General features: G+C 41.1%; 29 protein-coding genes. 9 read left to right on the top strand and 20 right to left on the bottom strand.

Annotation, left to right across the window (positions count from 1 at the left end; genetic code table 11):
* Nucleotides 1-18: 18 nt before the first annotated feature.
* Nucleotides 19-1,374, top strand: coding sequence for an alkaline phosphatase (locus KUL10_RS10520; RefSeq protein WP_233499785.1), 1,356 nt, complete (start codon nucleotides 19-21; stop codon nucleotides 1,372-1,374).
* A 22-nt stretch (nucleotides 1,375-1,396) separates the two neighbouring features.
* A complete protein-coding gene (locus KUL10_RS10515; protein ID WP_110428887.1) occupies nucleotides 1,397-1,825 on the top strand; it encodes a DUF2177 family protein in 429 nt (142 codons plus the stop codon).
* A 76-nt stretch (nucleotides 1,826-1,901) separates the two neighbouring features.
* On the opposite strand, the gene KUL10_RS10510 is transcribed toward KUL10_RS10515, so the two are convergent.
* From KUL10_RS10510 to KUL10_RS10475, 7 genes are all read right to left on the bottom strand, one after another.
* A complete protein-coding gene (locus tag KUL10_RS10510) occupies nucleotides 1,902-2,432 on the bottom strand; it encodes a DUF1569 domain-containing protein (protein WP_110428886.1) in 531 nt (176 codons plus the stop codon).
* A 94-nt stretch (nucleotides 2,433-2,526) separates the two neighbouring features.
* Nucleotides 2,527-3,627 (bottom strand): lipocalin-like domain-containing protein, encoded by a 1,101-nt coding sequence (locus KUL10_RS10505; RefSeq protein WP_110428885.1) that lies wholly within the window; start codon nucleotides 3,625-3,627, stop codon nucleotides 2,527-2,529.
* A complete protein-coding gene (locus KUL10_RS10500; protein WP_233499784.1) occupies nucleotides 3,627-6,158 on the bottom strand; it encodes an FtsX-like permease family protein in 2,532 nt (843 codons plus the stop codon). Before KUL10_RS10500 ends, KUL10_RS10505 begins: the two co-directional genes overlap by 1 nt.
* Nucleotides 6,159-6,173: 15 nt before the next feature.
* Nucleotides 6,174-6,878 (bottom strand): ABC transporter ATP-binding protein, encoded by a 705-nt coding sequence (locus KUL10_RS10495; protein WP_110428884.1) that lies wholly within the window; start codon nucleotides 6,876-6,878, stop codon nucleotides 6,174-6,176.
* 17 nt (nucleotides 6,879-6,895) lie between these two features.
* Nucleotides 6,896-7,648 carry a VC0807 family protein gene (locus tag KUL10_RS10490; RefSeq protein ID WP_233499783.1) on the bottom strand — a complete coding sequence of 251 codons (753 nt, stop codon included), beginning with the start codon at nucleotides 7,646-7,648 and terminating at the stop codon, nucleotides 6,896-6,898.
* 757 nt (nucleotides 7,649-8,405) lie between these two features.
* On the bottom strand, nucleotides 8,406-9,083 hold the full coding sequence (locus tag KUL10_RS10480) for a hypothetical protein (RefSeq protein WP_110428882.1): 678 nt from the start codon (nucleotides 9,081-9,083) through the stop codon (nucleotides 8,406-8,408).
* A 90-nt stretch (nucleotides 9,084-9,173) separates the two neighbouring features.
* Nucleotides 9,174-9,752 carry a flavodoxin family protein gene (locus tag KUL10_RS10475; protein WP_158525367.1) on the bottom strand — a complete coding sequence of 193 codons (579 nt, stop codon included), beginning with the start codon at nucleotides 9,750-9,752 and terminating at the stop codon, nucleotides 9,174-9,176.
* A gap of 99 nt (nucleotides 9,753-9,851) precedes the next feature.
* On the opposite strand from KUL10_RS10475, the gene soxR reads away from it, so the two are divergent.
* The 3 genes from soxR (at nucleotide 9,852) to KUL10_RS10455 (ending at nucleotide 12,126) form a co-directional block, all read left to right on the top strand.
* A complete protein-coding gene (gene soxR / locus KUL10_RS10470; protein ID WP_110428880.1) occupies nucleotides 9,852-10,283 on the top strand; it encodes a redox-sensitive transcriptional activator SoxR in 432 nt (143 codons plus the stop codon).
* A 750-nt stretch (nucleotides 10,284-11,033) separates the two neighbouring features.
* A complete protein-coding gene (locus tag KUL10_RS10460) occupies nucleotides 11,034-11,696 on the top strand; it encodes a hypothetical protein (RefSeq protein WP_110428879.1) in 663 nt (220 codons plus the stop codon).
* On the top strand, nucleotides 11,686-12,126 hold the full coding sequence (locus KUL10_RS10455; protein WP_110428878.1) for a hypothetical protein: 441 nt from the start codon (nucleotides 11,686-11,688) through the stop codon (nucleotides 12,124-12,126). The genes KUL10_RS10460 and KUL10_RS10455 overlap by 11 nt, the downstream gene beginning before the upstream one ends.
* A 338-nt stretch (nucleotides 12,127-12,464) precedes the next feature.
* On the opposite strand, the gene KUL10_RS10450 is transcribed toward KUL10_RS10455, so the two are convergent.
* From KUL10_RS10450 to KUL10_RS10390, 13 genes are all read right to left on the bottom strand, one after another.
* Nucleotides 12,465-12,956, bottom strand: coding sequence for a hypothetical protein (locus KUL10_RS10450; protein ID WP_110428877.1), 492 nt, complete (start codon nucleotides 12,954-12,956; stop codon nucleotides 12,465-12,467).
* 570 nt (nucleotides 12,957-13,526) lie between these two features.
* Nucleotides 13,527-14,957, bottom strand: a complete 1,431-nt coding sequence (locus KUL10_RS10445) for an IS1182 family transposase (protein ID WP_110428876.1) — start codon at nucleotides 14,955-14,957, stop codon at nucleotides 13,527-13,529.
* A 194-nt stretch (nucleotides 14,958-15,151) separates the two neighbouring features.
* Entirely contained in the window at nucleotides 15,152-15,772 is a 621-nt protein-coding gene (locus KUL10_RS10440; protein ID WP_110428875.1) for a LysE family translocator, read from the bottom strand.
* A gap of 44 nt (nucleotides 15,773-15,816) precedes the next feature.
* Complete coding sequence (locus tag KUL10_RS10435) at nucleotides 15,817-16,116, bottom strand: HigA family addiction module antitoxin (protein WP_110428874.1); 300 nt, start codon at nucleotides 16,114-16,116, stop codon at nucleotides 15,817-15,819.
* A gap of 12 nt (nucleotides 16,117-16,128) precedes the next feature.
* Nucleotides 16,129-16,416 (bottom strand): type II toxin-antitoxin system RelE/ParE family toxin, encoded by a 288-nt coding sequence (locus KUL10_RS10430; RefSeq protein ID WP_146216775.1) that lies wholly within the window; start codon nucleotides 16,414-16,416, stop codon nucleotides 16,129-16,131.
* Between the two features lie 144 nt (nucleotides 16,417-16,560).
* Nucleotides 16,561-17,115 carry a rhomboid family intramembrane serine protease gene (locus KUL10_RS10425; RefSeq protein ID WP_110428872.1) on the bottom strand — a complete coding sequence of 185 codons (555 nt, stop codon included), beginning with the start codon at nucleotides 17,113-17,115 and terminating at the stop codon, nucleotides 16,561-16,563.
* A gap of 36 nt (nucleotides 17,116-17,151) precedes the next feature.
* Entirely contained in the window at nucleotides 17,152-18,345 is a 1,194-nt protein-coding gene (locus tag KUL10_RS10420) for a glutathionylspermidine synthase family protein (protein WP_110428871.1), read from the bottom strand.
* A complete protein-coding gene (locus KUL10_RS10415; RefSeq protein WP_110428870.1) occupies nucleotides 18,346-18,951 on the bottom strand; it encodes a DUF1190 domain-containing protein in 606 nt (201 codons plus the stop codon).
* A gap of 13 nt (nucleotides 18,952-18,964) precedes the next feature.
* The gene (locus tag KUL10_RS10410; RefSeq protein WP_110428869.1) at nucleotides 18,965-19,381 is read right to left on the bottom strand and encodes a DUF350 domain-containing protein; all 417 of its coding nucleotides are present in this window, start codon (nucleotides 19,379-19,381) and stop codon (nucleotides 18,965-18,967) included.
* Nucleotides 19,382-19,410: 29 nt separating this feature from the next.
* Nucleotides 19,411-20,061 (bottom strand): YjfK family protein, encoded by a 651-nt coding sequence (locus KUL10_RS10405; protein ID WP_110428868.1) that lies wholly within the window; start codon nucleotides 20,059-20,061, stop codon nucleotides 19,411-19,413.
* Between the two features lie 47 nt (nucleotides 20,062-20,108).
* Nucleotides 20,109-21,170 carry a potassium channel family protein gene (locus tag KUL10_RS10400; RefSeq protein WP_110428867.1) on the bottom strand — a complete coding sequence of 354 codons (1,062 nt, stop codon included), beginning with the start codon at nucleotides 21,168-21,170 and terminating at the stop codon, nucleotides 20,109-20,111.
* A gap of 48 nt (nucleotides 21,171-21,218) precedes the next feature.
* Nucleotides 21,219-21,899, bottom strand: a complete 681-nt coding sequence (locus tag KUL10_RS10395) for a PspA/IM30 family protein (RefSeq protein WP_110428866.1) — start codon at nucleotides 21,897-21,899, stop codon at nucleotides 21,219-21,221.
* Nucleotides 21,900-21,958: 59 nt separating this feature from the next.
* Entirely contained in the window at nucleotides 21,959-22,351 is a 393-nt protein-coding gene (locus KUL10_RS10390; protein ID WP_110428865.1) for a YjfI family protein, read from the bottom strand.
* Nucleotides 22,352-22,623: 272 nt separating this feature from the next.
* On the opposite strand from KUL10_RS10390, the gene KUL10_RS10385 reads away from it, so the two are divergent.
* From KUL10_RS10385 to tgt, 4 genes are all read left to right on the top strand, one after another.
* Nucleotides 22,624-22,887 (top strand): DUF6471 domain-containing protein, encoded by a 264-nt coding sequence (locus KUL10_RS10385; protein WP_110428864.1) that lies wholly within the window; start codon nucleotides 22,624-22,626, stop codon nucleotides 22,885-22,887.
* Nucleotides 22,888-22,999: 112 nt separating this feature from the next.
* The gene (locus KUL10_RS10380) at nucleotides 23,000-23,818 is read left to right on the top strand and encodes an HAD family hydrolase (RefSeq protein ID WP_110428863.1); all 819 of its coding nucleotides are present in this window, start codon (nucleotides 23,000-23,002) and stop codon (nucleotides 23,816-23,818) included.
* Between the two features lie 345 nt (nucleotides 23,819-24,163).
* On the top strand, nucleotides 24,164-25,195 hold the full coding sequence (gene queA, locus KUL10_RS10375) for a tRNA preQ1(34) S-adenosylmethionine ribosyltransferase-isomerase QueA (protein WP_110428862.1): 1,032 nt from the start codon (nucleotides 24,164-24,166) through the stop codon (nucleotides 25,193-25,195).
* Nucleotides 25,196-25,387: 192 nt separating this feature from the next.
* Nucleotides 25,388-26,515, top strand: a complete 1,128-nt coding sequence (gene tgt / locus KUL10_RS10370; protein ID WP_110428861.1) for a tRNA guanosine(34) transglycosylase Tgt — start codon at nucleotides 25,388-25,390, stop codon at nucleotides 26,513-26,515.
* Nucleotides 26,516-26,528 lie beyond the last annotated feature (13 nt).

The raw sequence follows: 26,528 nt of genomic DNA, 5'->3' as shown, positions 1-26,528 counted from the left end.
CTATACGGATTGATTTTCATGAATTCTCTCAAAATGTTTTTAAGGCATAAAATTGCCCTTGGTGTTATTGCATGCGGGTTTACCCTATCGGCATGTTCAAGTTCCAATGTGGTAGTCTCAAATACTCAAGCTGAAGCAAATAAGCCGCAAAATATTATTATGGTTGTAGCAGACGGCATGGGGCCAGCCTATACAACTGCCTATCGCTATTTTAAAGACGACCCAAATACCAGTATTATCGAAGAAACTGCACTGGACTCTATTTTGACTGGAACCGCTCGCACTTATCCTGCTTCTGTTTCTGGTTTGGTTACTGATTCAGCAGCTAGCGCAACCTCGCTTGCGGCGGGCGTTAAAACGTATAACGGTGCAATTGGTCTAGACGTCAATAAGAAACCTGTTGAAACAGTTTTACACCGAGCGAAAACGCAAGGGATGAAAACAGGTGTAGCGGTGACATCTCAAATTGTGCATGCTACCCCAGCTGCCTATATCGCTCACAATGAATCAAGACGGAATTACAATCAAATCGCCGACAGCTTCTTAGATGATCGCCTAAACGGCATGCCAAAAGCGGATGTTATGCTCGGTGGCGGTTGGGACTACTTTTTGAGGGAAGATCGAAATTTAGTTGAGGAGTTTAAATCTCTTGGATATCAATATGCTGACTCTTATGAAGCCTTGGATTCACTTGAAACAGGTAAGGCTACACTTGGTCTGTTTGCCAACATGGGTTTGCCACGAGCATTAGATGACAGTTCTCAGACTCGGTTATCAACGTTAACAAAGCATGCGCTAAAGCACTTGGAAAACCCAAATGGTTTTTTCCTGCTTGTTGAAGCAAGTCAGGTCGATTGGGCCGGTCACGGCAATGATATTGCTTCGGCAATGTATGAGATGGCTGACCTAGAGGCGAGTATTCTTTTGTTAAAGGAATATGTTAAAGAAAACCCTGACACCTTGGTCGTTTTGACCGCAGATCATAGTACGGGCGGCTTAACGATTGGTGCAAAAGGTGAGTACCGTTGGTCTCCTGAGTTCTTGCACAATATGACCGCTTCAACAAGTTACATTGCTTCAAAGTTGTTTGAGCAAGATGATCGAGTCGCATTCGTAGAGAGCAAGTTCGGTTTTGAACTCAACACAGATGAACAAAATCGAATTGCGGCGATTGAACAGGGCATGAAGAGTCGTGCCGTCGAGGCCGTATTAAAAACAATTATCGACGAACGTACAAATACTGGATGGACAACTTCTGGTCATACAGGCGTTGATGTGGAAGTATTTGCCTTTGGCAAAGGCGCTGATAACTTCCTAGGCAATATGGATAATATCGATATTGCCTCTAAGATTTTTGATTTGCTAGAGAAGTAATGCATCCTGATGTTTCGTCGCAATGATTAATAAAATTAAACGCCACTTCGGGCAAATTTGTTCTGCGTATCTATTCATTTTGCTATGTTTTGCCTTTTTGGACGCTATTTGGCTCGGTTGGTTAGCCGTGGATAGTTATCAAAGTGAAATGAAAGGAATGTTACGAGATGAGTTTATTACATGGCCGTGGCTCGTCTTTTATTTAATGTATGGTTTTGTGACGATGGTATTGGCCGTAATAGCAAATAAACAAAAGCCTTGGTTTTATGCCAGCTTAGATGGTGCATTACTGGGGCTAGCTGCTTATGGTGCTTATAATCTAACCAACTACAGCATCCTAGAAGGTTTTAGCTTAACGATTATGCTGACAGATTGGATATGGGGGACATTTTTAACAGCTTGTTCAGCCACAGCTGGCTGGTTTGGTTTTTGTCTCTTTAATCAACGGTGAATACAAACGTCGAGCGTATTGTTTTGTAAATAAGGTTAGAATCGGCGTGACTAAGATTAGTTACACCATAAAAAGCTTATAATAACATTTCAAGCATATGATTATTAAGGTGCATCGCATGTGCTTTTTCATAATCAGATTTACTTAACTTTCCGTACGCAAAATGGGGTAGCAATGGGCCATTGTGGGATTGAAAGCGAATAAGCGAAAGCCTGAAAGCTTCAATCGCAGCTTCCACATTTTGGTTCTTACTGATCTGAGGCGCACCTGGGATGGGCTCACTTAAATTGTGTTTCATTTGCCCTTTGGATTTAAATGCATGAAAGGCAATCGCGCCCGCGCTTGCCTTAAAAAAGTCTGATTTATGTTCTGGATACCCGTCTATTGAGTAGTCAACACTTTGTGCGCAGTGCATGAGTGTTTGAGCAAGGTTCCATTCTCCCGTCATATCAGGAAGTATCTTTTCTACGATAACGAGTTTTTCTAGGCTTTTACTAATGCTTAGCGGCTCATTCGCCACTGGAATCAATTGCCAAGCAATGGTAGTTGCCACACCAGTACAAGCAATCCCTATTGCAGATGTTTTCAAAAAGTTTCTTCTATTCACTGGTTATCCGTATCATTGTTGAACGTCTTCAGGGTACAAGAAAAGCAATCAAAATTAAATGCACAGCTTGCTCTACTCAATCATTAGCAAGTTATTAATAGCCCGTGAGTTCCATGAAGCCAATTCCCTTGTGCGAACCTGAGACTTGAATACTGCCCTCGTAGTATGAAAATCTCGCAGGGTTAAATTGGTCATCTTTGGTCGTCTTAGTGATGATGTCAATATTCTTAGAGGGTATCCTCAAAGACCATTCAAGCGGGATAGTTGTACCGTTAACTTTTTCTGATCGAATTGCGTTAATCGAAATTTCATGAGGCAACAATACACGTTGGTCACCATTTTGAGCAATATAAGTACCCGTTGCATAGTCCTGCTGCCCATCAAGCCTCATGACAAATGCCATGAGTTTATCTCCGTTATCTAAATGAATTGAAAACCAATCCCAGCCAACGGTTTGTTGGTCGATCAATTGAGAGGTCCATTCATGATCAAACCATGCATTGCCGCTCACTTCTATTTCGTTGTCTTCGAGCAAAAGCGACCCCGAGACTTTTATAAAAGGCTGACTATAATAATAAGAAGCATGCTGTTGGTTGCCCGATTTAATGCTGTAACCTTGCTCACCGTGAAGCACGTATGCTTGCTGACTATCTAGCATTAAATCAGCACTGGCAGATTGATTTACGTCATCGGTTGAAGCAGCTGAAAAGCGTAGTCGTGATGGAAACATATCATCTATTGGTTGAACATCAGCTTGCCAGAGCCAATCATCAATAAATGCAGTAAACGGTTTGGCGGTGACACCTGCATTCCCAACGCCGCCCTTGGCGAACTTTTCCGTAAACCAATGCTGGTCGCCTGCATGAATAGAGGCATGCCCCATATAAGCTTGCCCGTCGTCCCAATTATTCTCAGCTTGCCCTGTTCTAAATCTAAATAGGGTGAACTGCAAGGCGTATTGGTTGCCCTGGGTGTCTTCTAGATTAGAGGTTAAATACCACCATTCAATGTCAAAATCTGGATGGGCGTAATGGTCTTTGGGAAATGAAATTTGATAGTCTTCAGTGACTTTTTTACCGGATTGCGCGACCAAATTCGGATCGAGCATCGGTTGTTGTGCGCTCACTAGTTTAGCGCTTAACACAATGACTAATAAAGCTATTGATAAAACTAACTTACAGGCATTTCTCGTCATTAGTTCAACAGCCTTATATCTTCAATCAATGGGCGTTTAGCCATGCGAATAATTGGCAGTAAAATAACAAGGCTGACCACGAGCAGGCTAAGCCAATAGACATTTATTAATTTTAACCAATTGATCTGTAGAGGATAGGTCCATTGAAATGCTTGATAATTAATCTCATAGATCAGTACCCAGCTAAGCAAAATGCCAAATGGGGTGGCAAGTGCCAAGGCGACAATGCATAACACTAAATATTGAGAATAAGCTAAGAGCTGATTTTTAAATGTACTCACCCCAAAGCTTCGTAGCAACATCCGCTGAGGTCTCGAATCATCCATCAGCACTATGATTGCACAGGCCAATGATAATGCAGACACCAGTAGAGTCACGATATTTAAGCCATCGGTAATAATAAATGTGCGGTCGAAGGTTTCCATGGATAGGGTTAGCAGTGCTTGGGTTTCTAAAAGTTGGCGTTGTTCTTCGATATCATGACTGCTTAACCATGTTTTAAATTCACTTAGTGTTGAGGGTGTTTTATTTAAGCCATTAATAGCAAAAATTGTACTCTTGAATACTTGCTCTTGATAGCTTTCAAACACATTAAGTGAAAACAGAATTTGTGCACTGGGGTTGCCATAATCATAAATCACACCAAAGATGGTGTAATCGTCAACGAAAGGAAAATTTAAATTAATACTGTCGCCAACTTTCAATCCTTCTCGTATTGAAAATTGCTGATTGATGAAGACACCTTTGCCCAGTTCAAAGTCTTGCCAAACGTCAGTGCGTACCGATTCAAACACCAAAGCTTTTTGCATAGTAGGTGTACTTGGGTAGCTGAATGTAGGTATCTGTTGATTGTTAAATTCAATGCTATGTTCGTAACGAGGTATAATTTGAACACCATCGATCGTAGACTTTTTAAATTCGCCGACTAAATCAATATCGCCGTTGTAATACAAATAATGATCAGAAGCTAATCGCTGAGTTAACCAGTTATCAGTTGCCCCTCTGAAACTATCTACCATCAAGTTCATACCGATGTTACTCGTGGCGGCGATAAAAAATGCGCAGCAGGCAACCTTGGTTTTGGTTGAAAGGCTTAAACTTTGGCTGACACTGACTTTGAGCAGGATAAACCGTTCGGGAACCAATTTAGCGCACAGTGTTAGTACGTATGGGAAAATACCTAATAACACGCCACAACCCGCTAAAATTAGCGCCGCCGTTGCAATTAAAAGCACACTTAGTTGTGCTGAATATGTGAATAATAGGCCCGTAAAAATGATTAATGTAAACGCCAGTCCAACAAAAACTAGCATTTGCTTAAAGGGGTTGCGCCAAGAAATATCGACAATATTTTTTTGAGATAAGCGCTGATTCATTTGTTGAAGCGGGACTAAAAATGCTAATACCAAGCCGACTAAACTGATGCCGTAGACCTTTAAAAACAAGCTAATAAACGAAATGCTGCCAAAGCCCACTTGAACTTGATAAAGCCCTTCAATCGTTGCTTGCACTGCAGGTGAAACCAATAACGCGAGTTGTGCGCCAATAAATACACCAATGAAGCAAGCTAGTGCACCTAAACAGATGATTTCAAGCAGCTGATAACGAATCATCACCCAGCGGCCAATCCCGATTTGCCGGCACACTTTTAACCAAGGCATGCGTTTATTAAGCAATAGTTGTGCGGCATTCAAAACAATAAACAAGCACACCGCGAACATCAAAAGTGCCATGGCCAGCAAGTTTAGGTGAAACGACTTAGTCAACTCGCCTTGATCTGCTTGATTGATAGCCGATAAGGCCAAGTGGGCAGGTAGCAATTCAGTTAAGCGTGAGCGTGCTTGGTTGGATAACTCCCCCACCACAAGTAAGCGACTTAAGTTCGCTTGTGGAAAGGTGGTATAAAACACTGACATATCCATTACAACATCATTCCCTAAAAAGTCAGCTTCTAGGGCAATTAACTTGGGCAGTAACTCCTTTTCAGAGCCAACTAGTTGACCATCATAGTCAGAAGGAAGGTCTAACGATTCGATCAACGTTGGGTGAGCAAATGCGCTGAGTTCGTAGTTGATTAGGTTGTTTGCACCAAAACCAAAGCGCTCTGTACTTGCTTGGCTGTCACCATCTAACATAAGCGATGTGTTAGGCGTCAAGCTTATCAGCGCCGAACTATCGACACCTGTAAAATCGATTGCCCGTAAAGACTTACGCTCATCGTTCAAATAAACATGAGAGCGACGTTGAGCGATGGCAACCACTTGAGTGAAGCCATTTTGCCGCAACATCGAATAATCGGCTTTTGTGAGTGGACTTGCGTTGGTGCGTGCACTGATGTTGTGAGTCACATTGGGCACGAAGTATTGTTGATTACTTGAATAGCTCTGCTTAGCGCTTTGATTAATAATTAACACTGCACTGAGACCGGCGCATGCAACGACTAATGAACTAATCAACATGAAGACAGCAAAACCTTGCGAGCGATAGCTTTGCATTAATATATTCAAGAAAGGGTGTTGAGAAAAGCGCATTAACTGGCTCGTTCTCTATACTACTTTGAGGATTGCGCGTGTTGGGCAGTCTTCAAGTTTGCCTTTTTTAAGGACCATTTTATGTTGTGTTAAGGACGCAACTTCATCGCTATGGGTGACCATAATCAAGCTCGCGTTATTTTGTTTGCAAGTGTTTACTAACAAACGACTGACCTTTTCACTATTCGTAGCATCTAAATTACCAGTGGGTTCGTCGGCTAACACTAACATCGGTTTGTGTGAAAGCGCTCGCGCAATCGCAACACGCTGCTGTTCGCCACCCGACAAGTCTGTTGGCAGTTTATGAATTAATTTTTCAATACCCAACTGCTTAAGTAGCCCCTCGATAAATTCTTCATCAAGGCAATTGTTTAAACGTGCGGGGAGGGCAATATTGTCGTAAACGCTAATACAATCAATTAAATTAAATTTTTGAAAAATCAGTCCAAGCTGGCGTTTTCGGTAGGCATCTGCTTGCTTTTCGGTAAACGTAGAGATGTCATCGTAGTGCGTGTTGCCGTCAGTTTTTAAGAGAATTCGCCCCGAACCTGCTTTATCAAGCGCGCCAATTAAGTGAAGCAGAGTGGACTTTCCAGAGCCAGAAGCGCCAACGATAGACAAGCTATGACCTTGTTCTAGTTTGAAGTCAGCTTGGTCTAAAACCTGTTGAGTTTCACCGGCATCAATATAGCTTTTAGACAGTGACTCAATTACCAGCATTGGGCATCCTTTTGTGTTTATTGATTTAAGAAGTTCTCTACCGATTCACCCGTGACCGACGAGATTTGTTTAAATAAATATACGAGTGCGGTGACCAATAAGACCATGCTAGGAATGACAATTACAGGATAGCTAAGCGCTGTCATCCTACCCAACTCTTCGGTATAAGCAGTTGTGCCAGGTTCGGATACCAAAATCCATTTAGCTAAAAAGTAGTTTAAGCCTGATGATAGGAAAAACGAACTTGCAACGATATAAGATCCGATTTTAATTTTTTCATTGAAGGTTGCTTGTAAGCCTTTTTCTTCAAGTACTGCATTGAGTTTTGGCCAATTGATAAGTTGTTCATTAAGTACAAGCGCTTTTACCAGAGGTTTTTTGGTAAACTGCGTGCCCAGCACAGCAAGTCCAATGGCAAGCGGAATCGCCGCTTCTTTAATAGCAATATATTCTGCGGGAAGTTTAAGCAAACTAATGCCACCAGTTAGCAGAACACTAACAATCCCAAGGACTGAAAAGACATTTACCTTTTTGGTTTTTTGTAGGTCATACAAACCAAAGCAAAGTGGAAAGGCTAATGCTACCGCTATGCTCCACATCGGGCCCAAGTATTCTTCTGAGCTAGCGTAGCTCATAATGATCACTGGCAGCGCTATGTTAAATATGAGGTTTCCAAAAAAACCTTGTTGCTGAGGCGCCTGCTGAGCTTCACCCGCTTCAGCGCTATCGTTCTTTTTATCTTCAACGACGTTATTTTGTTCTTGTTGCATTAATACTACCAACTACTCGATTGAGTCTTGAATAATTTCGATGCGATATTGTACGGTAAATTGCGGATTTGGTGTATTTTTAATGTTCGCAGGTCGTGCTCCTTCGAAGAAACGTCATTCCCTTGAAAAAGGGAACCTCCTTGGAACACCGCAAAGCCTAAAATCAAACACCGCTCTTTGTAAGCCATATTCAGCTTTTGCCAGATAAGCCCTATGCATTCATAAAACCGCTGTTCGCCATCCTTGGCCGCTGCTGCCAATACGTCCTGTATTGGAAGCTTTTATGAATGCATAGGGCTTATCTGACGCGCTGAATGTTCTTTAGTAATGTTTGCTCGATAGTGTGATTCAATGCTTGTTGGTTTTGGAGATTCCTTCATTCGAAGCAATGACAGGTAATGTGGGTATGAACCGAGCATATAGGTAACAAATCAAACTCGCCACATTGGTAAAAGGTGCTATTCCGGTTTTAGTAAAAATGATTGAAGCCTCTTATCGCAGTGCGCTTTTTTAACCAATTGAAAAACAAAGGCTAAATATTCAAATGCGAAGACAGGAGTACAGACCCATTTAATCAGGCGTGTACTTCAAGGATGAAGTGCTTCGAGCCTGCACATGGATGTGCGTTTAGGCGACCCTGATTAAATGGGTCTGTACTCCTGTCGAAAGCATTTGATGCAATGCTAATCAATCCATGTCACCAATTTCGAAAGCTACAACAATGTTAAATCGAAGAAAAATGTGCTAGCAATGACACTTACTCAAGACCTTTCAAATCATCACCCACAACATCCAAGTTCAACAAAGCATCAATCTCAGCCGCTTCATTTTCACTAAACAATTTCTTAAAATTATCAGGCAGCACATTAATCCGCCGCCTAAGACTATCACTGATCGTAGAGTTCGCCCGTTCGAGCTGGTGGACAAATTGCTCGATAGAGATATTAGAATAGGTGAATACCCCTCTTTTGTCTGCCAACGATGGCGCGTTTAAAATATCGTTATGCTCCAAAAACTGTTCATGCTTGAATACAGCTTGTGAACGCCTAAAGTCACTTTGCGTTGAGCGCAACATTGCCGCTTCGGTGATCGCTTTAACTCTCGTGCCGTCTTCGTTTTCCTCCCACGTTACACCGCATAGGCTTATCACATAAGCATCTTTTTGTTCTGCGGTTTCTTTTTGTTTTAACGACTTGCTAGTCGAAGCTTCTAGATCACTTAGCAGTTTTGGAAGTGTTTCAAGATTTAGGTTTTCAAACGTGACTGGGCCATATTCAGTTTCGTAGCTCAGCTTTAGTGTATTAAGCATATAGTAAACTTGCCCAGTGTCTCGCCAGATTGATTGATGCGATTGTTCTTTTTCAATCAAGTTTGGACTGGCATTCTTTTGAGTTAGCCAGTTTATTATGGGTTGTATGATGGAATTTTTTGACACGTTAAATCGAACTTTATCAAATCATAGTGCTTTTTACGCAGCGTTAGCCCCTTAGGATTTCTTCAGTGCCAATGACCTGCCAATTCCTATCTACTTAAACTTAGACAAGCTCCGACTCTGCTCACCTAAAACCGTTTGCAATGAAGCTTCAGTCGAAGTGCTAAACAAACCTACCGCCATTAATTCTAATTGCTCACAAGCCTTATCGTGATCAAAACCTGATTCACATTTTACATGCTCCAATCCAGCGTATTGCCATTTAAAGTAGTTGAATGTGTCCTTAACAACATTTACAAATGCTTTAGGCGGTTGATCGTGGACCGAGGTCAAAAACAAGTAGAAAGACTTTTTGCGCAGCGCTTTGCCTTTGGCTTTAAGGTGAATCAATTCTGTTAAATCAGTGAACCTATCAAAGAATCGTTTAAAAGCGGGTGTCATTGAATACCAATAAACCGGTGATGCAAAAATGATGATGTCTGCGGCAAGCATTTTATCAATGAGCATTTCAAAGTCGTCGTGTTGATTTGTGTGTTGATAGTCATATTCACGCACATCTAAATCATCTAAGTAACATACTTCACTGGGTACTATATTGCTGAAAGCTTGCGTCATTTCAAAGGTATTGCCATTTTTTCTAGCGCTTGAGTATAGGGTAAATACATTTCTCATAGTGTTCTCCATTAAGCGATTCTATTGCTTTGTTTATTAATCTAGTGATAGTTTAAAACCTCAACTTAAGTTGAGGTCAATTGGGTTTTGGGAGAAATAATGGATACACATTTAAAAGTTGGTGACTTGGCTAAGCGCAGTGGAGTAGCCATATCAACACTTCATTTTTACGAAAAAAAAGGATTGATCCAAAGCTATAGAAGTGGCGGTAATCAACGAATTTATGCCCGCTCCATGCTTCGCCGAGTGGCCATCATCAAAGTAGCACAACAGTTGGGAATGCCTTTAAAAGACATCAAAGAGGCAATTTCTGTATTGCCGATGAACAAAACAGCTAGCAATGAAGATTGGAAAAACCTGTCTACGTTTTGGAAAACACAACTCGACAGTCGTATTTTAAAATTGACTAACTTAAGAGACGAGCTATCTAATTGTATTGGCTGTGGATGCTTGTCGATGAATGCCTGTGCATTGCGTAATCCAGATGACGAGCTAGCTGAGTTAGGCAGTGGGGCAACGCTTTTGAAATGAATCGGAGTTGAAAACTTGAGAATCAAAACGGTATTGCTGGTGCCCAACTAGGCAATGTAAATGACCGAGATTACTATGCAAATGGTAGCTTGGCTTCACTATTGGTGTTCAAGGTACCGAATCGGAAGTCGATGGAGAGCTTTCTTCGCCTGCTATGGGCCTATTTTTGATCGCTGGGTTTGGGTTATTGCTATACCGTAAAAAGTAGTGTTTTATTGGGGGATTTTTCAGTTAGTTCTTCCTTTCCCTGTTCCTTCTCAATTCTATCGAAAATAACTTCTATGCTCTTCGTCCCTAGCACTAAAAAAGCACGTTCAGTAGTTGTATCAAAACCCGCGATGTTTTGAGGTGAGCATTCTCAAACATTTCTTTTATAAAACCTCCAACTGCATAGATGGATTTTAATATAAGTAGAATTTGCAATGCACGAATTGATTAAGTTATGAGAGGACGCAAACAATAGCATAACTTAAACTGCAGGATTGTTCGCAAAGGAGACGCTGAGAATAGGAACAAAAGATAGACTTTTGGCAATTTAAATAAGTTTGGTTGGGTCCATTGGCTTGTGTAGAAACCGAATGACTCTGACCTATCCCCAAATTTAACATCATGACATTGATGAAATATCCTAGTATCTTCGACTCAATATTAAGTAAAAAATCATTTTCTTTTCAAAATACGACTAAAGTGTTACTTAGATTTCTTTCAGTTTTTTGTATATCCCAGTAATTCACTAAAGAGGACTACACAATGGAATTCAACCAATTTAATCACTTTGAGTTTGTCAAAGTAGGAACATTCCATCTTGGGAAATCAACATATCAACGAAGAGCTAGTACTTGGCAAAATCCAACGCAGGTAGTGATAAAAAACGAAAAGTTTTTAAATGCAGGCACGTCCGCTTACCTCGTGTGTTTAGGTAACGAATACCGCGATGAACATATTCTTTACGCAGGCGAATACAGCACAACACTGCAAACGCGTTGGCTAGAAAAGTATAATAAACAAGTAAACGAAGACGAACGGTGGGTTTCTTGGCATAGTGACAATCTTGATATCAACTTGAATCGACTTTTGACATGCCTTCGAGACGGAGGAGACTTATCACGAATTGTCTGGAAAGTTACAGGGAAAACTGAAAAAACCAGAGCTAGAAAACGAACGCAACTCAGTGGATGTATCAGCAATATGCTTGATGAAATAGATACGCGCGGTGCAACACCAGAAATTTCGCTATGGGTCATTGTAAATCCGTTGGTCTTACTTCCTCATGTCGGAGAGCTAAATATCAGTTCATCTATAGAAAAATACTTCTTGCTGTCAGATTTAGCACTTCCGTTTAATTCAAGGGGGAGAGGGCGTAGCCCGGGAAATGCACTCACCGTAGAGAAGATAGTCGCTGATGAAAAATGAACGTTATTTCGCCATAGATGAATTGAAGCCTTATTATGCATACGAGATTGATGCTCGTAATGCGCCAATTGGAATCTGGTCGGCTAAGAAGCGTTGCTTTATCATCTGTCGTTTTAAAGTAGGGCCAAATCCTTATTTGCATGTTGAACGCCACTATGATTATTGTCACGACGAATTACAATTATTAGGCACTGCAAAACCAATTCGATTAATTGCTCAGTTACCAAAGTGCCTACGTGAATTACTTATCTCAACTTATGATGAATTTGACCAGCGCAATGTAGAAATCAATTGCAAGACTTCAAAAGCGCTTCTTCTTTACCTTGAATCCTTAGAAAGTAAGATGAATGAAGAGCAGGGCACTAACACACTGGAGGAGCGACGAGAATCTGCAATGTCTTTTTTAAAGCATTTGCAGGGGACCCGGTAATTATCAAAACGACCTGTGCAATTCGCTGAAATTTTTGTAATTGGTTTTGTTAATACTCTTCTGGCCTTCAAACTGGAAACTTTCTTTGCCCTCAGATTCTATTAACACAATACAAGGGCGCGTAAAGTAAACTGCAGGGTGTCTTCTATCCCTGGCTCTGAAAAGTTCGCATTATAGTCATTCAACCAATTTAACTAATCACGCTAAACTGCAATATAAAAGGTGTCTGATCGTGCATCGCGGTCACTGGGCATTCGCCAAATTTGCCCTCACTTAACGCCCCCATCAAAGGCGATTGAACGCTGGCTATACTGAGTGAGGCGCAGCGAGAAAGCGTCCTATGCATTGGTTTGTTCGGTTTTAATCGCCTCTTTGAACAATTCTATAGCCTCATTAGAAGTGTCAACAGTCACCATATCTTTATTGTGGGAATGAACTGTATACCTCACTGTGCTGTCTTCATTTTTTTGAAAAACAGAAAGATATGAAGAACGTTTCCATGATTCGTGCTTGTAAGAAAAATAAAACTCAGCCAATAACTCCCCATTAAGCATTTCGCCTCCAGCTTTAATACCGTTACCTACTTTATTGCTCCGCCAATTTCCCCAGCCCTCGCTATTAGCAATTTCTTCTGCGATACTTTTGACTTTATCGCGTATAGGCTTAACAAACCGCTTTGAATATGATCTGGAATCGAGTTCTTTCAAACCTTCTTTAATAAACGGAATTAATTCTGTCCTTTCCAACCTTTCAGCATTTGAATATAGATTTTCTAATTGCTTCCTATCGTATTTTCCAGATTTAATTCCCTCTACGATCTTGTCAGACAAGTGCTTCTCCTTAAAACCTATTATGACGATCGCCTAGTGACAACGACGCTCTCTCATTACATTTCGACCACATAATTATTTCATATCAATAGTTTACTATCTTTTTAGTGACAAGTCCCAGCAGTTTTTCTCGCACTAATTTACAAGCAACGTATCCGCATTCCTATGTTATTTAGTGATTAAAAACACACGCTTAATAAAGAGTCGATTTAGTAATTACAGATTTAAAATACATGTATAGTAATCACAAGGTCAAAAAAACTTATAAACGCTTATCAATATTCCTCTACGGACCAGTTGTGCATTTTTTCGGGTGAGGTTGTTTGAACATCTCAAGCGCTATTAAATAAAAAAGTGGTCAATTTCCGCTTTGTCTCCAGGCTGTGTGAAAACTGCCAGAACAACAGCGTTTCTCTCTTATTCAGGTAGCATTTAACTTTACAGCTGGCTAATCGTTACTTTTTCTGCAAATACAGATATCTCAAGACTGTTGACTCATATTGCGATTGTAGTGGCGTTTAGCAAGATGTTAGATTTGTTTAGGCATTTTCGAGGATAAAAATGGCGTGATTACGCCTTAATTGCCGATATCAAGCTTGGTACGCCGAATATCGTTATCATTCGTCTCAGATTGTATGCCAATACATGCAGACTCATTTCTGTTTTGACGTTATCCAATCTGCGCATTAAGAAGTGCGTCGATCCCATCCACATTTTGATGCTGCCAAACGGGTGCTCAACCGTTTGTTTGCGCAAAACGGTTATTTCGGGAGTCGCATCCAATGTCGCTTGCATTGTGTCTATCAGTGTTTCGTGTACCCAACGCCTCATGCGTCTAGGGTCACGTTTCGCTGTCGTGCATTTTACTCGAATATTACAATCTCGACAGGCAATATTATTGAAGTAAAGATCTAGTTCTAGACCACTATCAAAGCCACGCATTCGATTTTGTAACTCTTCTCCTGCAGGGCATATATAGACATCTTTTTGTTTGTTGTACCTAAACAGTGATTTGTTAAAAATGCCTTTGCGCTTTGCACCCGATGTATCGATTTGAGGCACAAGCGCCGTTACACCTAAATCATCCAATGATTTAATATCGTTGCGACTAAAATAGCCTTTATCAGCGATGACAGTGATGTCCTGCTTGTTGATCGCTTGTTGTACCTGTTTCGCAATTAGAGTGAGATGTCCTCTGTCGGTCGATTGAACAATGTCATGACTGACTATTAGATGATGCTTGGTATCTACGGCACTTTGCACGTTGTAGCAAACTTGCCTGCTTAGGTGATGTACTTTCATTAAACGAGAATCAGGGTCGGTAAGTGATACTTGCTTGTCTGGGTGTTCTTGAACCGTTTTCTCCATGTCTTTAAGCTCAGCTAATCGTTCTCGTAGCCACCGTAATTTGGAGGATGACGCTTTTTCTTCCGCTTGCTGGCTTCCCTTATCGTGTTTATCCAATCCGTCGAGATACTCTTGAATGCTGTTTTCGATGCGCGAGATATGAAACTTCATTTTGCTAGGCGTGTAGTTTCTAGATTTATTGTTGACCGCTTTAAACTTGCTACCATCGATGGCAATCAATGAGTCAGAGAACATATTCATCTGACGGCATAATTCTATGAATTGTCGGCACACGCCTTTAATCGCTTTGCCGTTGTTCTTTCTAAAATCTGCTATGGTTTTAAAGTCTGGCATGAGGCGCTCAAGCAGCCACATAAGCTCGACATTCCGATGCGACTCTTTTTCTAATCTGCGTGATGATTGAATGCGATTGAGATAGCCGTAAATATATAGCTTAAGTAAGGTTGCAGGATGATAACCTGGACGGCCTGTTTGTTTTGCATATACTCGTTCAAATCCCAGCTCACTCAAATCGATTTCATCAACAAATATATCGATGACACGAACAGGGTTATCTTCAGAGACAAAATCGTCTAGCGCTTCGGGAAAAAGTGTCGTTTGTTGTCGCCCTTGGCCTTTAATGTGATGAGACATAGCAGTGCACTCGTCTTTTGTTCTGCTATCTATTTTACCTTATACAGACATCGTTGAGGCTGACTGACTAGATTGATTGATCATATAAAAATGTCGTTTAGACCAAAAGGTGATCAAAACCGAGTTTTCACACAGCCTGTCTCAAGAGTACCATTCGGTAATACCCAAATATCAGTTTTCAACCTTATCAACACTCACTTAACTTCCGACAAGTCCTTTATCCCCAAAAGACAAGCCGCGCCAATAAAAATGCCTCCAGAAATTTTGTTCAAATACCGCTCAAATTGGTTCAAGTAGCTACTTTTTATATATTCCGCAAACTTCCCGTAAAAAAGTAAAAAGCAACCGTCAATAAATAGATAGGTGACGCTTAAAATGATGAATTGCGGGAACAGGGCTAGTGTTGGATCTAAAAATTGAGGAAAGAGGGCAGCAAAAAATACAACGGCTTTAGGATTTGCTGCAGAGGTAATAAATCCCTGCCAATACAAATTACTAAGCGATTTTTGTGGGCTTTCCGAGAGTGTTTGCTTGTTTGATAAAATCAGCTTCAAACCCACCAACAATAGATAGCCAACGCCTAACCACTTTATGATCACGAGTGCATATTGATGTTGAATTAAGATTGCTGCTAAACCAAAAGAGGCTGCTAACATCTGCAATAAATTTGCGCTTAAATCGCCTACAGCAGTTGAACGAGCGCGCTTATATCCACAACTGATGCTGTTTGAAAGCATCAACAAGTGGCTTGGACCTGGCGTGATCATGAATAAAACGACGGTTGTCGCGTAAATAAGCCATGTATTCAGTTCCAAACGCTTTACCCCTTCGTCTATTTAGCCAATTTAACTATATTTGCCTAGCCATTAACTAACAGTGGCTCTGATTCTATTGGTAACTCTCGGTTGATGTACAAGTCATAAGTTTTTTGAAGATTCATCCAAAAGCCCGCACTGATTCCTGTTGAGGCTTCTAGCTTCATTGCAAGCGGGGCTGTCACTGCTACTTTACCTCGAGTAAAGTTATTTAGATGTGGTCTGTTTATCTTCATTTTTTTAGCCGCATCACTGATAGAGATTTTGTTTGCGTCTAATATTCTCATTTTAAATAAGATGCCTGGATGTTGTGCAGGTAATTTATTACTTCTAATCATACTCATGGTGCAATCGCCTTAGTCATATTCATTTAAGTCAACGGCTTCAGCATTATTTTTCTTGAACAAACAGGTAATATTGCCGATTGTTTCGAACCCATTGACGCTGATTGTCACACTCCATGTATGCTGTTTTATTTTTTCAATCCTAAAACCACCTAGCAATGCTAAATCATTTATATCTTCGGATGCGTCTAGCAAATCGAGTATAGCGATTACCTCATGCACATAGGCTGTTGGTAGGATGGTGATATCACCGCTAGTCCACAACGCTTCTAATGCGTTATGTTTAAAACTTAATATCAAGTTATTATACAACCTGTATCTTGTATGGTTACAGAATACAATTGAGTCGTTTAAATATCAATTGCGAGGACTGAGCATTTTCAAATGATTTAAAAACTTTTGGAACTGAACACTATTACGGTATTTGAATGCAATCTTCCAAAACTAGTGTGCTTTATCCTTAAACCGCCAAGCCAAAAACAAGCCCGCAATAAACCCAAACAAATGGGACTCCCAAGACACGAATGGCCCGCTTGGCAATACCCCCCAGATCATGCCGCCATAGAAAAAGGCGACTGCGAGTGAGATGAGAATCAAGCTGAATTTCTTGCTTAAAAACCCCGCGAGCAGTAGATAGCCAAAATAACCGTAAATGATACCACTGGCACCCACATGGCGGGCCTCTCGAGCAAGCCCCCAAACCATCAGGCCAATAATGATAAATAGCCAAAATGTGACGAGTAAAAAGCGTTTGTAACTAAACTGCATGAGTAAAAACGACAAAACCATCATCGGTAAGAAGTTAGCGCTAAAATGACCTAAGTTTGCATGTAAAAGCGGTGAACTGAAGATATAAGCAAGGTGACCTAAGTCGCGCGGAATGATGCTAAATTGATTCAACCATCTGCCCGTCAGTAGGTTGATGACTTCTATCGCGATAAGTAATAACGCAATAAAAGCGAGGGTTTTGTATTGATTGCTAGGTGTGTCTTTTATCATAAAAATCCTAGTGTTTTAAATGGTGTTAAGTCGCACTTAACCCACAATGACATGCGGTAAGTAGCGCGACATGTCTTGTGTGATCACTGATGTGTCTTCTCGTATCGAAATACCTGCGGCTTGGTCATTGACTAACCATGAACCAATCAATGTATGGTTTTGCGCAAACACCGGCAAGGGATGAAACTGCTGATACACAAAGCCTTCTTCACCATATGGTCCTTGTGAAGCAAGTTGAATTTGCCCGTTTTCAATAATGTCGATATTGGCGCCTTCGCGTGAAAATATTGGTTTTTTCACCCATTTTTGAGCCGCAAATTCTGCTTGATTCATCGATGCGATATCATTTTCAAAAAATGCAGGCAATAAATTGGGGTGATTGGGAAACAATTTCCATAGCATCGGAAGTAAAGCTTTATTAGATAGGATACTTTTCCATATTGGCTCGACCCAATTTTGCTGGTGCTCAGGCGTTTTTTGTATGGCGAAAGCACCGAATTCTTCTCGTTGCATAAACTCCCAAGGATAAAGCTTAAAGCAAGTGGAAATGACTTGGTCTGAAAGGTCAGTTAGTCTGTTTTGTTGGTCTATGCCAATGTCTTCAACAAACACAAAATAATCTGAGATCCCTGCTTCTTTCGCGCAGTCTTGAAGATACTGCACCGTGCCTCGGTCTTCTTCGGTGTCTTTGCAACAAGCGAAGTGCATATACTCAAGATCATAATAATCAGCGATAACTTTAAACTGATTAACAAGCTTCTCTTGCAAGGAATTAAACTGATCGGCTTGTTTAGGAAGGCGACCAGATTGAACGTTACTCTCTAACCAAAGCCATTGCCAAAAGCCCGATTCATATAAACTGGTAGGGGTATCGGCATTGTTTTCTAAGAATTTGGCGGCATTGTTACCATCATAAATAAAGTCAAAACGGGAGTACAAGCTGGGTTCTTTGTTAGTCCATGAGTCTAAAATCGCTTGCCAGTAGTCTTCTGGGATGGCGAACTTATTGAGTAATTCTTCATTTTTACTGACGACATCAACCACTTCTAAGCACATTTGATGTAGCTCTTCGGTAGGTGCCTCTAAGTCTTGTTCAATTTGTTTAAGGGTGAACTGGTAATATGCAGATTCGTCCCAATAAGGCTCGCCATACATCGTATGAAAATGAAATCCATATTCGCGAGCCAGTTGTTGCCAATTATTGCGTTGAGCAATGGGCAGTCGAAGCACTTAGCCTCCCCAGCCTTTACTGCTCTTGCTTCCCCAATTTGATTTTGCACGCACTGAACTACCAAACCCGCCTCGGCTGATTGTGCGTGTAACGGCTGGTTTTTTATCAAATGCACTGTCGCGGACTTTGAGACGTTTGCGTTTGCTATCTCCAAAATCGTAGCCGTCAGCACCAATCCAGTGATAGCGATACGGGCTGTAACGCGAGTAAGACGTAAACATGGGTTGATAGTATGGGCGCGGCGATAAAATGTTGGCGACCATATATCCGGCCATAAATGGCATGAAAAAAGAACCTGATTGCGTTTCTAGTTCTCGGCATTGATTGTTGCCAAACTCGTATTCGCAATCGTATTCTGAGTTGTATTTAGGCGCTGTGCGAGCCGCTTCTCTCAGTGCTTCTTCATATGCAAAGGTACATTGCTGGACGGCGTCGGGGTTTTCGTTTACACAATCTTGAACATCTGAGTAGACAACGGCATCTTGACGCTGTGAACCACAAGCCGCTAAAAATATGCTTGTTATACCTATGGCAATAGGTTTAAGCGCGAATGACTTGCGCATCCTGCTTAAGTCAATGTGTTGGGTACGTTTTTGCTGAGTCATATTAAGGCGCTCCTTAATAAGTCATGCAAGCAGCGTTAAGCATGCCCACAGCGACTGACATCGAACCTAAAATAATGCCTGCAGACACTTCATTATTATTGATACGTTCTGCAATTTTGGGCATGAATGTAAATCTTAGAAGGGCGAACGCAACTAACTGGGCAAGAAGAGCAACCGTGCCCCAGATAGCATAGTCTAAAAAGAATTCTGAATTGGTGATCGCGCCTGATAAGGCAATACTGAAACCGATCATTGCACCACCAAAACCAATGGCGGCCGCTGTGTTTTTATCTTCCTTTACTAGTTTCCATTCGTCATGTGGCGTGACAAATGCGTAGACAATCTTAAACACAAAGAATAATACAATTGACACTAAAAAATATAAGGCAAAGTTACCCAAGCCTGCGATTGAATTGATAACTGCGTCCATGATGTTTCCTTTTTATTTTGTTAAATAGTCTAGCCGTTAATTTGGATATCAGCCGGTGTTAAATTAAATCCAGTACTTATCACTAGGCATCGGTCGTGATTATTACCCACGATTTTTTCTTCTCCTGACACCAATAACGCTTCGACATCATCTTCTGAAATCGAGCGCTCGTAAAGCATAATGAACTGATCAGTTTTTGATACGTCACCATCTTCTTCAAATGTAGTTTCGGTCATCGCCACCGGTGGAGAGGTTTCACCCACTGCATCCCATACGCGATCATAACTATCGCCGTCTAGCTCATAAACTGGCTTTGAAATCCCGTTATTGATGAGGGTTTGCCATTGGGTTTGACTGCCAACGGTTGTGGTGTCATAAAAATACCAAAGTTTGACATCAGTGATATGGTTTTCAGATTCGCCACCATCGGTGACCACCTGCAAAAAGGCATCATCATCGGTGTAAAACCTGAACATGACACCTCCTGAATCAAGATCAACACGTCCGACCGCTTGAATAAGATGCTTTGATGCGGCTTTTTCTACTTTCAACTTGGGTTCGAGCAAGCGTAACTTAAGTGCATCAATTTCAAACGAACCACCCAAGTATAAGCCCATGATTTCAGGGCTTTGAGGCTTGCTCGGCTCTGGTTTTTTAGTTCCAAATAGTTTGCTAAACATGTTTTTTCCTTAAATCCTTATTAGATGCATTAATTCGATAACAAGATTTATGCACCGTCGTTGGCTAAAGAAGACCATTGAATGCCTCGTATACGCGTTTCTGCAATATAAAATAATTTGTCGCCAGCTTTTACAATTTCACTAAAATCAGGATTAACGTTGATATCTTGAGAGTTAGATAGTGATGAATAGCCAATAAACGTCGCGTTGTAGTGTTTTTTGAGACCAATGAAGAGTTTTTCAACGCTAATACTGGCAATAGAAGAGGGAAGGTCGACCGAGAATTGCGCTTGTCCTTCTTTGACGTCCAATAAGTCGTGGTGAAGTAGGCTTGAACCAGGATCAAATGCCGATTTAGCCAACATTTCAACTGCCACACTGGGCGTGCACTCTACTTCAGGACAATGTTGATTAAGTAAGCCAACTAAGCTTTCGTCATCAAAATAGGCAACTTTATGAGCCGTTGGATTGCGCTTGGAGCAATACAGCGCGGTTGTCATGGTCAGATCATCACTGACATTATTAATGAGAATAGTATCAGCAGTGGCAATGCAGGCTCGATCCATGTCATCGTCTTTATTGAACGAATCGACATGCACAAACTCAATATCTGAAGGCAAAGGATTTTCCATATCAACCCTGACACAAAGGACTATCTCTGGATCAGCTTCTAAGGTTTCACGTTCTTTCAGCAATAGCTTTAGTAGCTGTAATGTTCGTTTTTCGTCCCAACCGACAACCAAAATATGGCCAGATACATTTAGCGTCTTCAAACCTCTTGCTCCTTTTTTCCATTGATCGCCAACCCAAGCGGCGATGCGCCCAATGATTAAGGCAAATATACTTAAGCCAGCAGGGATCACCCAAAGTGCGACTATCCATTTGCCCGCTATAGTGGTGGGAGACATGTCGCCATAACCCACTGTTGAACCGGTGACTAACAACCAATATACAAAGTCGGTAAAACCAAGTAGGTCGCTTTCGCCAGCGATAAATAACAAAATCCATGAGCTAAATGAATAAAACAAAAACGCCAGTACAAGGGTGTACCAGCGCATGTCTGAAAAATACTTAAGGCAGAGCTTTTTTATTCTAAGCCAAGGGGTCATTATTGCTTATTCCATGCTTGTCATAAATAAGGATGCCTATTAAAACAATTACTTACCTAAAATGCGAGCAAGTTCGTCGTCAGCGCTTGATGAGCCACCTTTGATGCCTGCACCTGCTAGGCGTTTTTCCAAGTCATCCGAAGACTCGTCTTCCGCTAGCTCTTGTGCGGCTTCTAGCTCTGCGCTGCGCAAAGTTTGTTTTTCTTGAATACGAGACAATGATTCTGTTGCAGTTTTCATTTTACTATTCGCCCCTAAGTGGCTGGATGAAACAGCAACTTGCGCTTTTTGAACCGACTCAGTTGCTTTAACCATATCCACTTGTTGCTCTAAACGTCTAAGGTTGTTTTTAGCTTGTGAGATATTAGCCGCTAACTTTTTCTCAGAACCCGTGAACTGGTCAAGATAGGTTTGTTCAGTTTCTAATTGGCCTCTAAGCTCAGCCACTCGCTTTGCGCAATCAAGTGCTAAATCACGGTCAGTATCTGCTGCCTTTCTAGCGTGTTCTTCGTATTCAGCAATAGACTTATTGAGACCGTCTACTTTTTGCTGAGCAATTTTGCACTTTGCTAAAATTTGCGTGCGAGCGTGATCTGATTTTCTCAATTCGTCTTTAGCTTCTCTGATTTCTTGCTCCAAAATTTTAATCGCTTGACTGTCTACAACCGTCTGAGCTGCCTCAGTTGCTGTACCTTTAATCGCAGTAAATAATTTTTTCCAAACTGACATGGCAATCTCCAATCATCGTTAACTAATTACACTTTTTTTGGGCATCGCTGACGCGAAATTTATGCCTTTAAAAAGCCTTGGTAAGCGTCGATAAACGCTTCAACATTTTGAAATAAGGTTTCTATTTCAATCACAATACTTTCTTGCTTTGATTGCGAACTAAGCGCACCAAAAGCAACATAGTATTGCGACCCCGCAACGTTTGATATTCCAATGGTTGTTAATGGAAATACCATATGTGTGCGCAATATCTCTTCGTTTAACGCGGCGGTGTCCTTAACCTCGTCAATCGAAAACAGCAGAGATTCAACTAATATTTGTTCTCCACTGATTGCTAACCAAGCATCAATGCCATCTTCGTTAGCAATTAATAAACAATCTTCTTCGTGAGTGACCACATAGCCAGATTGTTCAGATATTAGTGTTGCAAGTTGTGAGAGTTCCCACGCCATTCCTTTTCTCCTAAAAATGTGTTTGCCATGTCTTGTTGTTATTTATACAGCACTTTGAATTGACAATGTGCTAGTTTACTTAGTTCAAACAGTGTTCAACGATTTAAATAACATAGTACGCTAATACTATAGAAACAAGACGACATACTTGCTAGTGACTTCAGTATAGTAACGAACAAAAATATAAGTCAACATTTATTTTGTTTAAATAGATAAAATAAGGTATAAATGTAGCTTATTTTTTACGAAAGTGAACAATCGATAGGTGCAAAATGCAGGCGAAAAGTACGCAATGGCGACACTTAGTACAACGCGTTATCAAAGCGGAGTTATCTAAAAAAGGTGTTAAATATCAAGACTTAAGCGATAAGTTATTAGCAATTGGTGTTGAGCAAAGTGCAGACAATCTGCGCAATAAGGTCAACAAAGGTATTTTGGGGGCCGACTTAATGTTACAAATTATGTACGTGTTACAGATCAAGCAGATCCGGTATGAAGATATTTGTGAAATGCTCGAAGATATTGTGGGTGGGTAGGTTACCTTAAACGATCCTGATAAAATCAGAGTTCGTAATACTCGTAATATAACTATCATTGCAAACCTGCTGCAAAATCACTGCACAACCACTAAACAAGAGTGACAAAACAATGGATATGATTTTCTTCGACCTAGATGGAACACTATTAAACGCGCAATCTGAAATTTCTCCTTTCACGCGCGAGACGCTTGGTCTGCTGAAAAAAAATAACATTGCCTACACTGTTGCAACCGGCAGGTCTATGCTCTCTGCAAAAAATATTATTGCAGGACACGACTTTCATCTTCCTCACATTTATAACAACGGTGTCACTGTTTGGGACCCTAGCAACGACTCGCTCAGTTTTGAAAACCTGTTAACGACTGATGAAATAAAAGTCATTACCCATGCTGCCATGACACGCGGCATCACGCCGTTTGTCAATACGGTTGATAAACATCAACATGTTATCTTTCACAGTGAGCCAAAACATCAAGTTGAAAAAGACTTGATTGCAAAGCATTTCAATCGCACTGACGCGAGCCTGCTAGCAATAGAAACCTTACCTGCACACAGCTCTGTTACGAATATAAGTATGATTGGTCAATCAGAAGACATTACTGAAATCTGGAATGAATTAAATCGACACGAACATCTGATTGCCTATTCAGGCCCAGCTCATGAGGGCGGTAATTATAGATGGATGGACGTGCATCATTGTTTGGCAAATAAGGGTTCGGCTGTTGAAGCGCTGACCAAGCAATTTGAAGCGAGTAATATCATTTGTTTTGGCGATAGCGATAACGATATGAGTATGTTTGAGCTAGCAAATGAGGCCTATGCGCCTGCCAATGCGAAGGCTCCTATAAAAGAAAAAGCAAATGCAATCATTGGTCATCACGATGAAGACGGTATTGCGAAGTTTCTACGTGAAAGGTTTAGTTTATAACCAAAGTAAAAACTGCTTTTCAGATTAGTCGTTAAACGTTACATTTCGCGGCAATTTGTAGCGTTGCATGCTTTTATCGAGAAAAAACTAACTAAAAAACGGTTACCCAAATTACATTTCCCCTAAATCGTAGGCAAAAAAAAGCCTAGCAGGCGCTAGGCGAGTAAGGAAGTCATGGGAGAACATCACTTAGTAATTTCGATGAATTTAGATTAGCGCACTAACTGACTTTAATGAACTGAATTAGGGTATAGAGCCTAAGTCTTAGTTATCACAAGATATACCAATTTTGAGCTAAACTTTAATCAAGCCTTTTATTCATCTAGGATCGAGCAAAACTATTTTATGAAACTATCTGACTTTTCTTTTGAATTACCCGAAAAATTGATTGCCAAGCATCCCGCAAAAGAAAGGACGGCGAGCCGAATGCTTTGCTTGAACGTCGATACTGGCGAGGTTGAGCACAAACAATTTGTTGATATTATTGATCTCATTGATGAAGGTGATCTGTTGATATTCAACAATACGCGAGTGATACCTGCACGCTTGTTCGGCCAAAAAGAAACAGGTGGAAAAGTTGAAGTATTGATTGAGCGTGTGCTCGAGGATCAAACAGCGATGGTACATATGCGTTCTAGTAAGTCGCCAAAGTCAGGTGCAATACTGACTTTAGAGGGTGGCTTAAAAGTAGAAGTCATCGGTCGAAAAGAAGCTTTGTTCCACATCAAGTTTATCGCCGAGGGAAATGTATTCGATCTATTGGAGCAATACGGTCATATGCCGTTACCGCCTTATATCGATAGACCTGACGAAGAACAAGACAAAGAACGTTATCAAACGGTGTATAACGAAAAGCCAGGCGCCGTTGCCGCCCCCACGGCAGGCTTGCATTTCGATGAAGCCATCTTACAAACTCTGTCACAAAAAGGTGTACAAACCGCATTTGTCACTTTGCACGTAGGTGCCGGCACCTTTCAGCCAGTACGTGTTGATAATATCGAAGAGCATCAGATGCATGCTGAATATGCTGAAGTTCCTCAGGATGTTGTAGATAAAGTACTGGCAACAAAAAAAGCAGGCAAGCGAGTGATTGCAGTAGGGACAACGTCAGTGCGTTCGCTTGAATCAGCAGCACAAGCATCAAACGAAACCATTGAAGCATTTATGTCAGATACCAATATTTTTATTTATCCTGGTTATGAATTTAAAGTAGTTGATGCAATGATCACAAACTTTCACCTACCCGAATCCACATTAATGATGCTTATCAGCGCGTTTGCTGATCGTGAAAAAGTCATGGCAGCATATGCAGCAGCGATTGAAGAGGAGTATCGCTTTTTCAGCTACGGTGATGCGATGTTTATTCACCACGAATAAGCGGTTTTATTAATTTTGTGTGCTTTTTAGCTACAGCATCTCTGCTTAAATTTGTTATACTTCGCGGCAATTTTTGAAACACGTTTTTGTGCCGAAGCCCGATTGTTAGAGGCACATCTAAAAAGACACTAGGTAAAGCTTTGTTTGGCACGGCATACAAGGCTTTATTCGATACGCTAGCGAAAATAAATAATGAAATTTAATCTGAAAAAAACTGACGGGCGAGCTCGCCGTGGGCAACTCGAATTTGACCGTGGTATTGTTGAAACGCCTGCTTTTATGCCAGTGGGTACTTACGGTACTGTTAAGGGCATGACACCTGAAGAACTCAAAGAGTCTGGTGCTCACATTTGTTTAGGTAACACTTTCCACTTAATGCTGCGCCCAGGCACGAGCATTATCAAACAGCATGGTGATCTGCACGATTTCATGCACTGGGATAAACCAATTCTAACCGACTCTGGTGGTTTTCAAGTGTTCTCCTTAGGCGCAATGCGCAAAATAACCGAAGAAGGCGTGACTTTTAAATCGCCTATCAACGGCGAAAAAATCTTACTAACCCCTGAAAAATCAATGGAAGTACAGCGCGATCTAGGCTCTGATATTGTCATGATTTTCGATGAATGTACGCCTTACCCAGCAACAGAAAAAGAAGCTGAAGATTCAATGCAGCTTTCGTTGCGTTGGGCGCAAAGAAGTAAAGATGCCCACGGTGATAACCCTTCTGCTTTATTTGGAATCATCCAAGGTGGTATGTACGAGCACTTACGCGATGTATCACTTGAGGGCTTAGAAAATATTGGCTTTGACGGCTACGCCATTGGCGGCTTGTCGGTCGGTGAGCCCAAAGAAGACATGATTCGAATCATCAACCATACGGCTCCCAAAATTCCGGAAAACAAGCCAAGGTATTTAATGGGGGTTGGTAAACCTGAAGACCTAGTCGAAGCGGTTAGACGCGGCATTGATATGTTTGATTGCGTAATGCCCACTCGCAATGCGCGCAACGGACATTTGTTTGTGACCGAAGGAATTGTCAAGATACGAAATGCAGTGCACAAGACCGATACGTCGCCTTTGGATGAAAATTGTGACTGTTACACTTGTAAAAACTATTCTCGGTCATATCTACATCACTTAGACAAGTGCAACGAGATACTGGGTTCGCGTTTAAATACCATTCACAATTTACGTTATTATCAACGTGTGATGCAGGGATTACGTGATGCCATTGATGCTGGTGAGCTAGAGACTTTCGTTGAGGAGTTCTATGCACAAAAGGGTAAGCTGATACCAGCACTAGAAGCTATTGACGAATAAAATTAAAACAACA

Source organism: Glaciecola sp. KUL10 (assembly GCF_003203515.1).
In the GTDB taxonomy this organism is placed as follows: domain Bacteria; phylum Pseudomonadota; class Gammaproteobacteria; order Enterobacterales; family Alteromonadaceae; genus Glaciecola.
The sequence above is the reverse complement of the archived record's forward strand: the minus strand, read 5'-3'. Positions and strand labels throughout refer to the sequence as shown.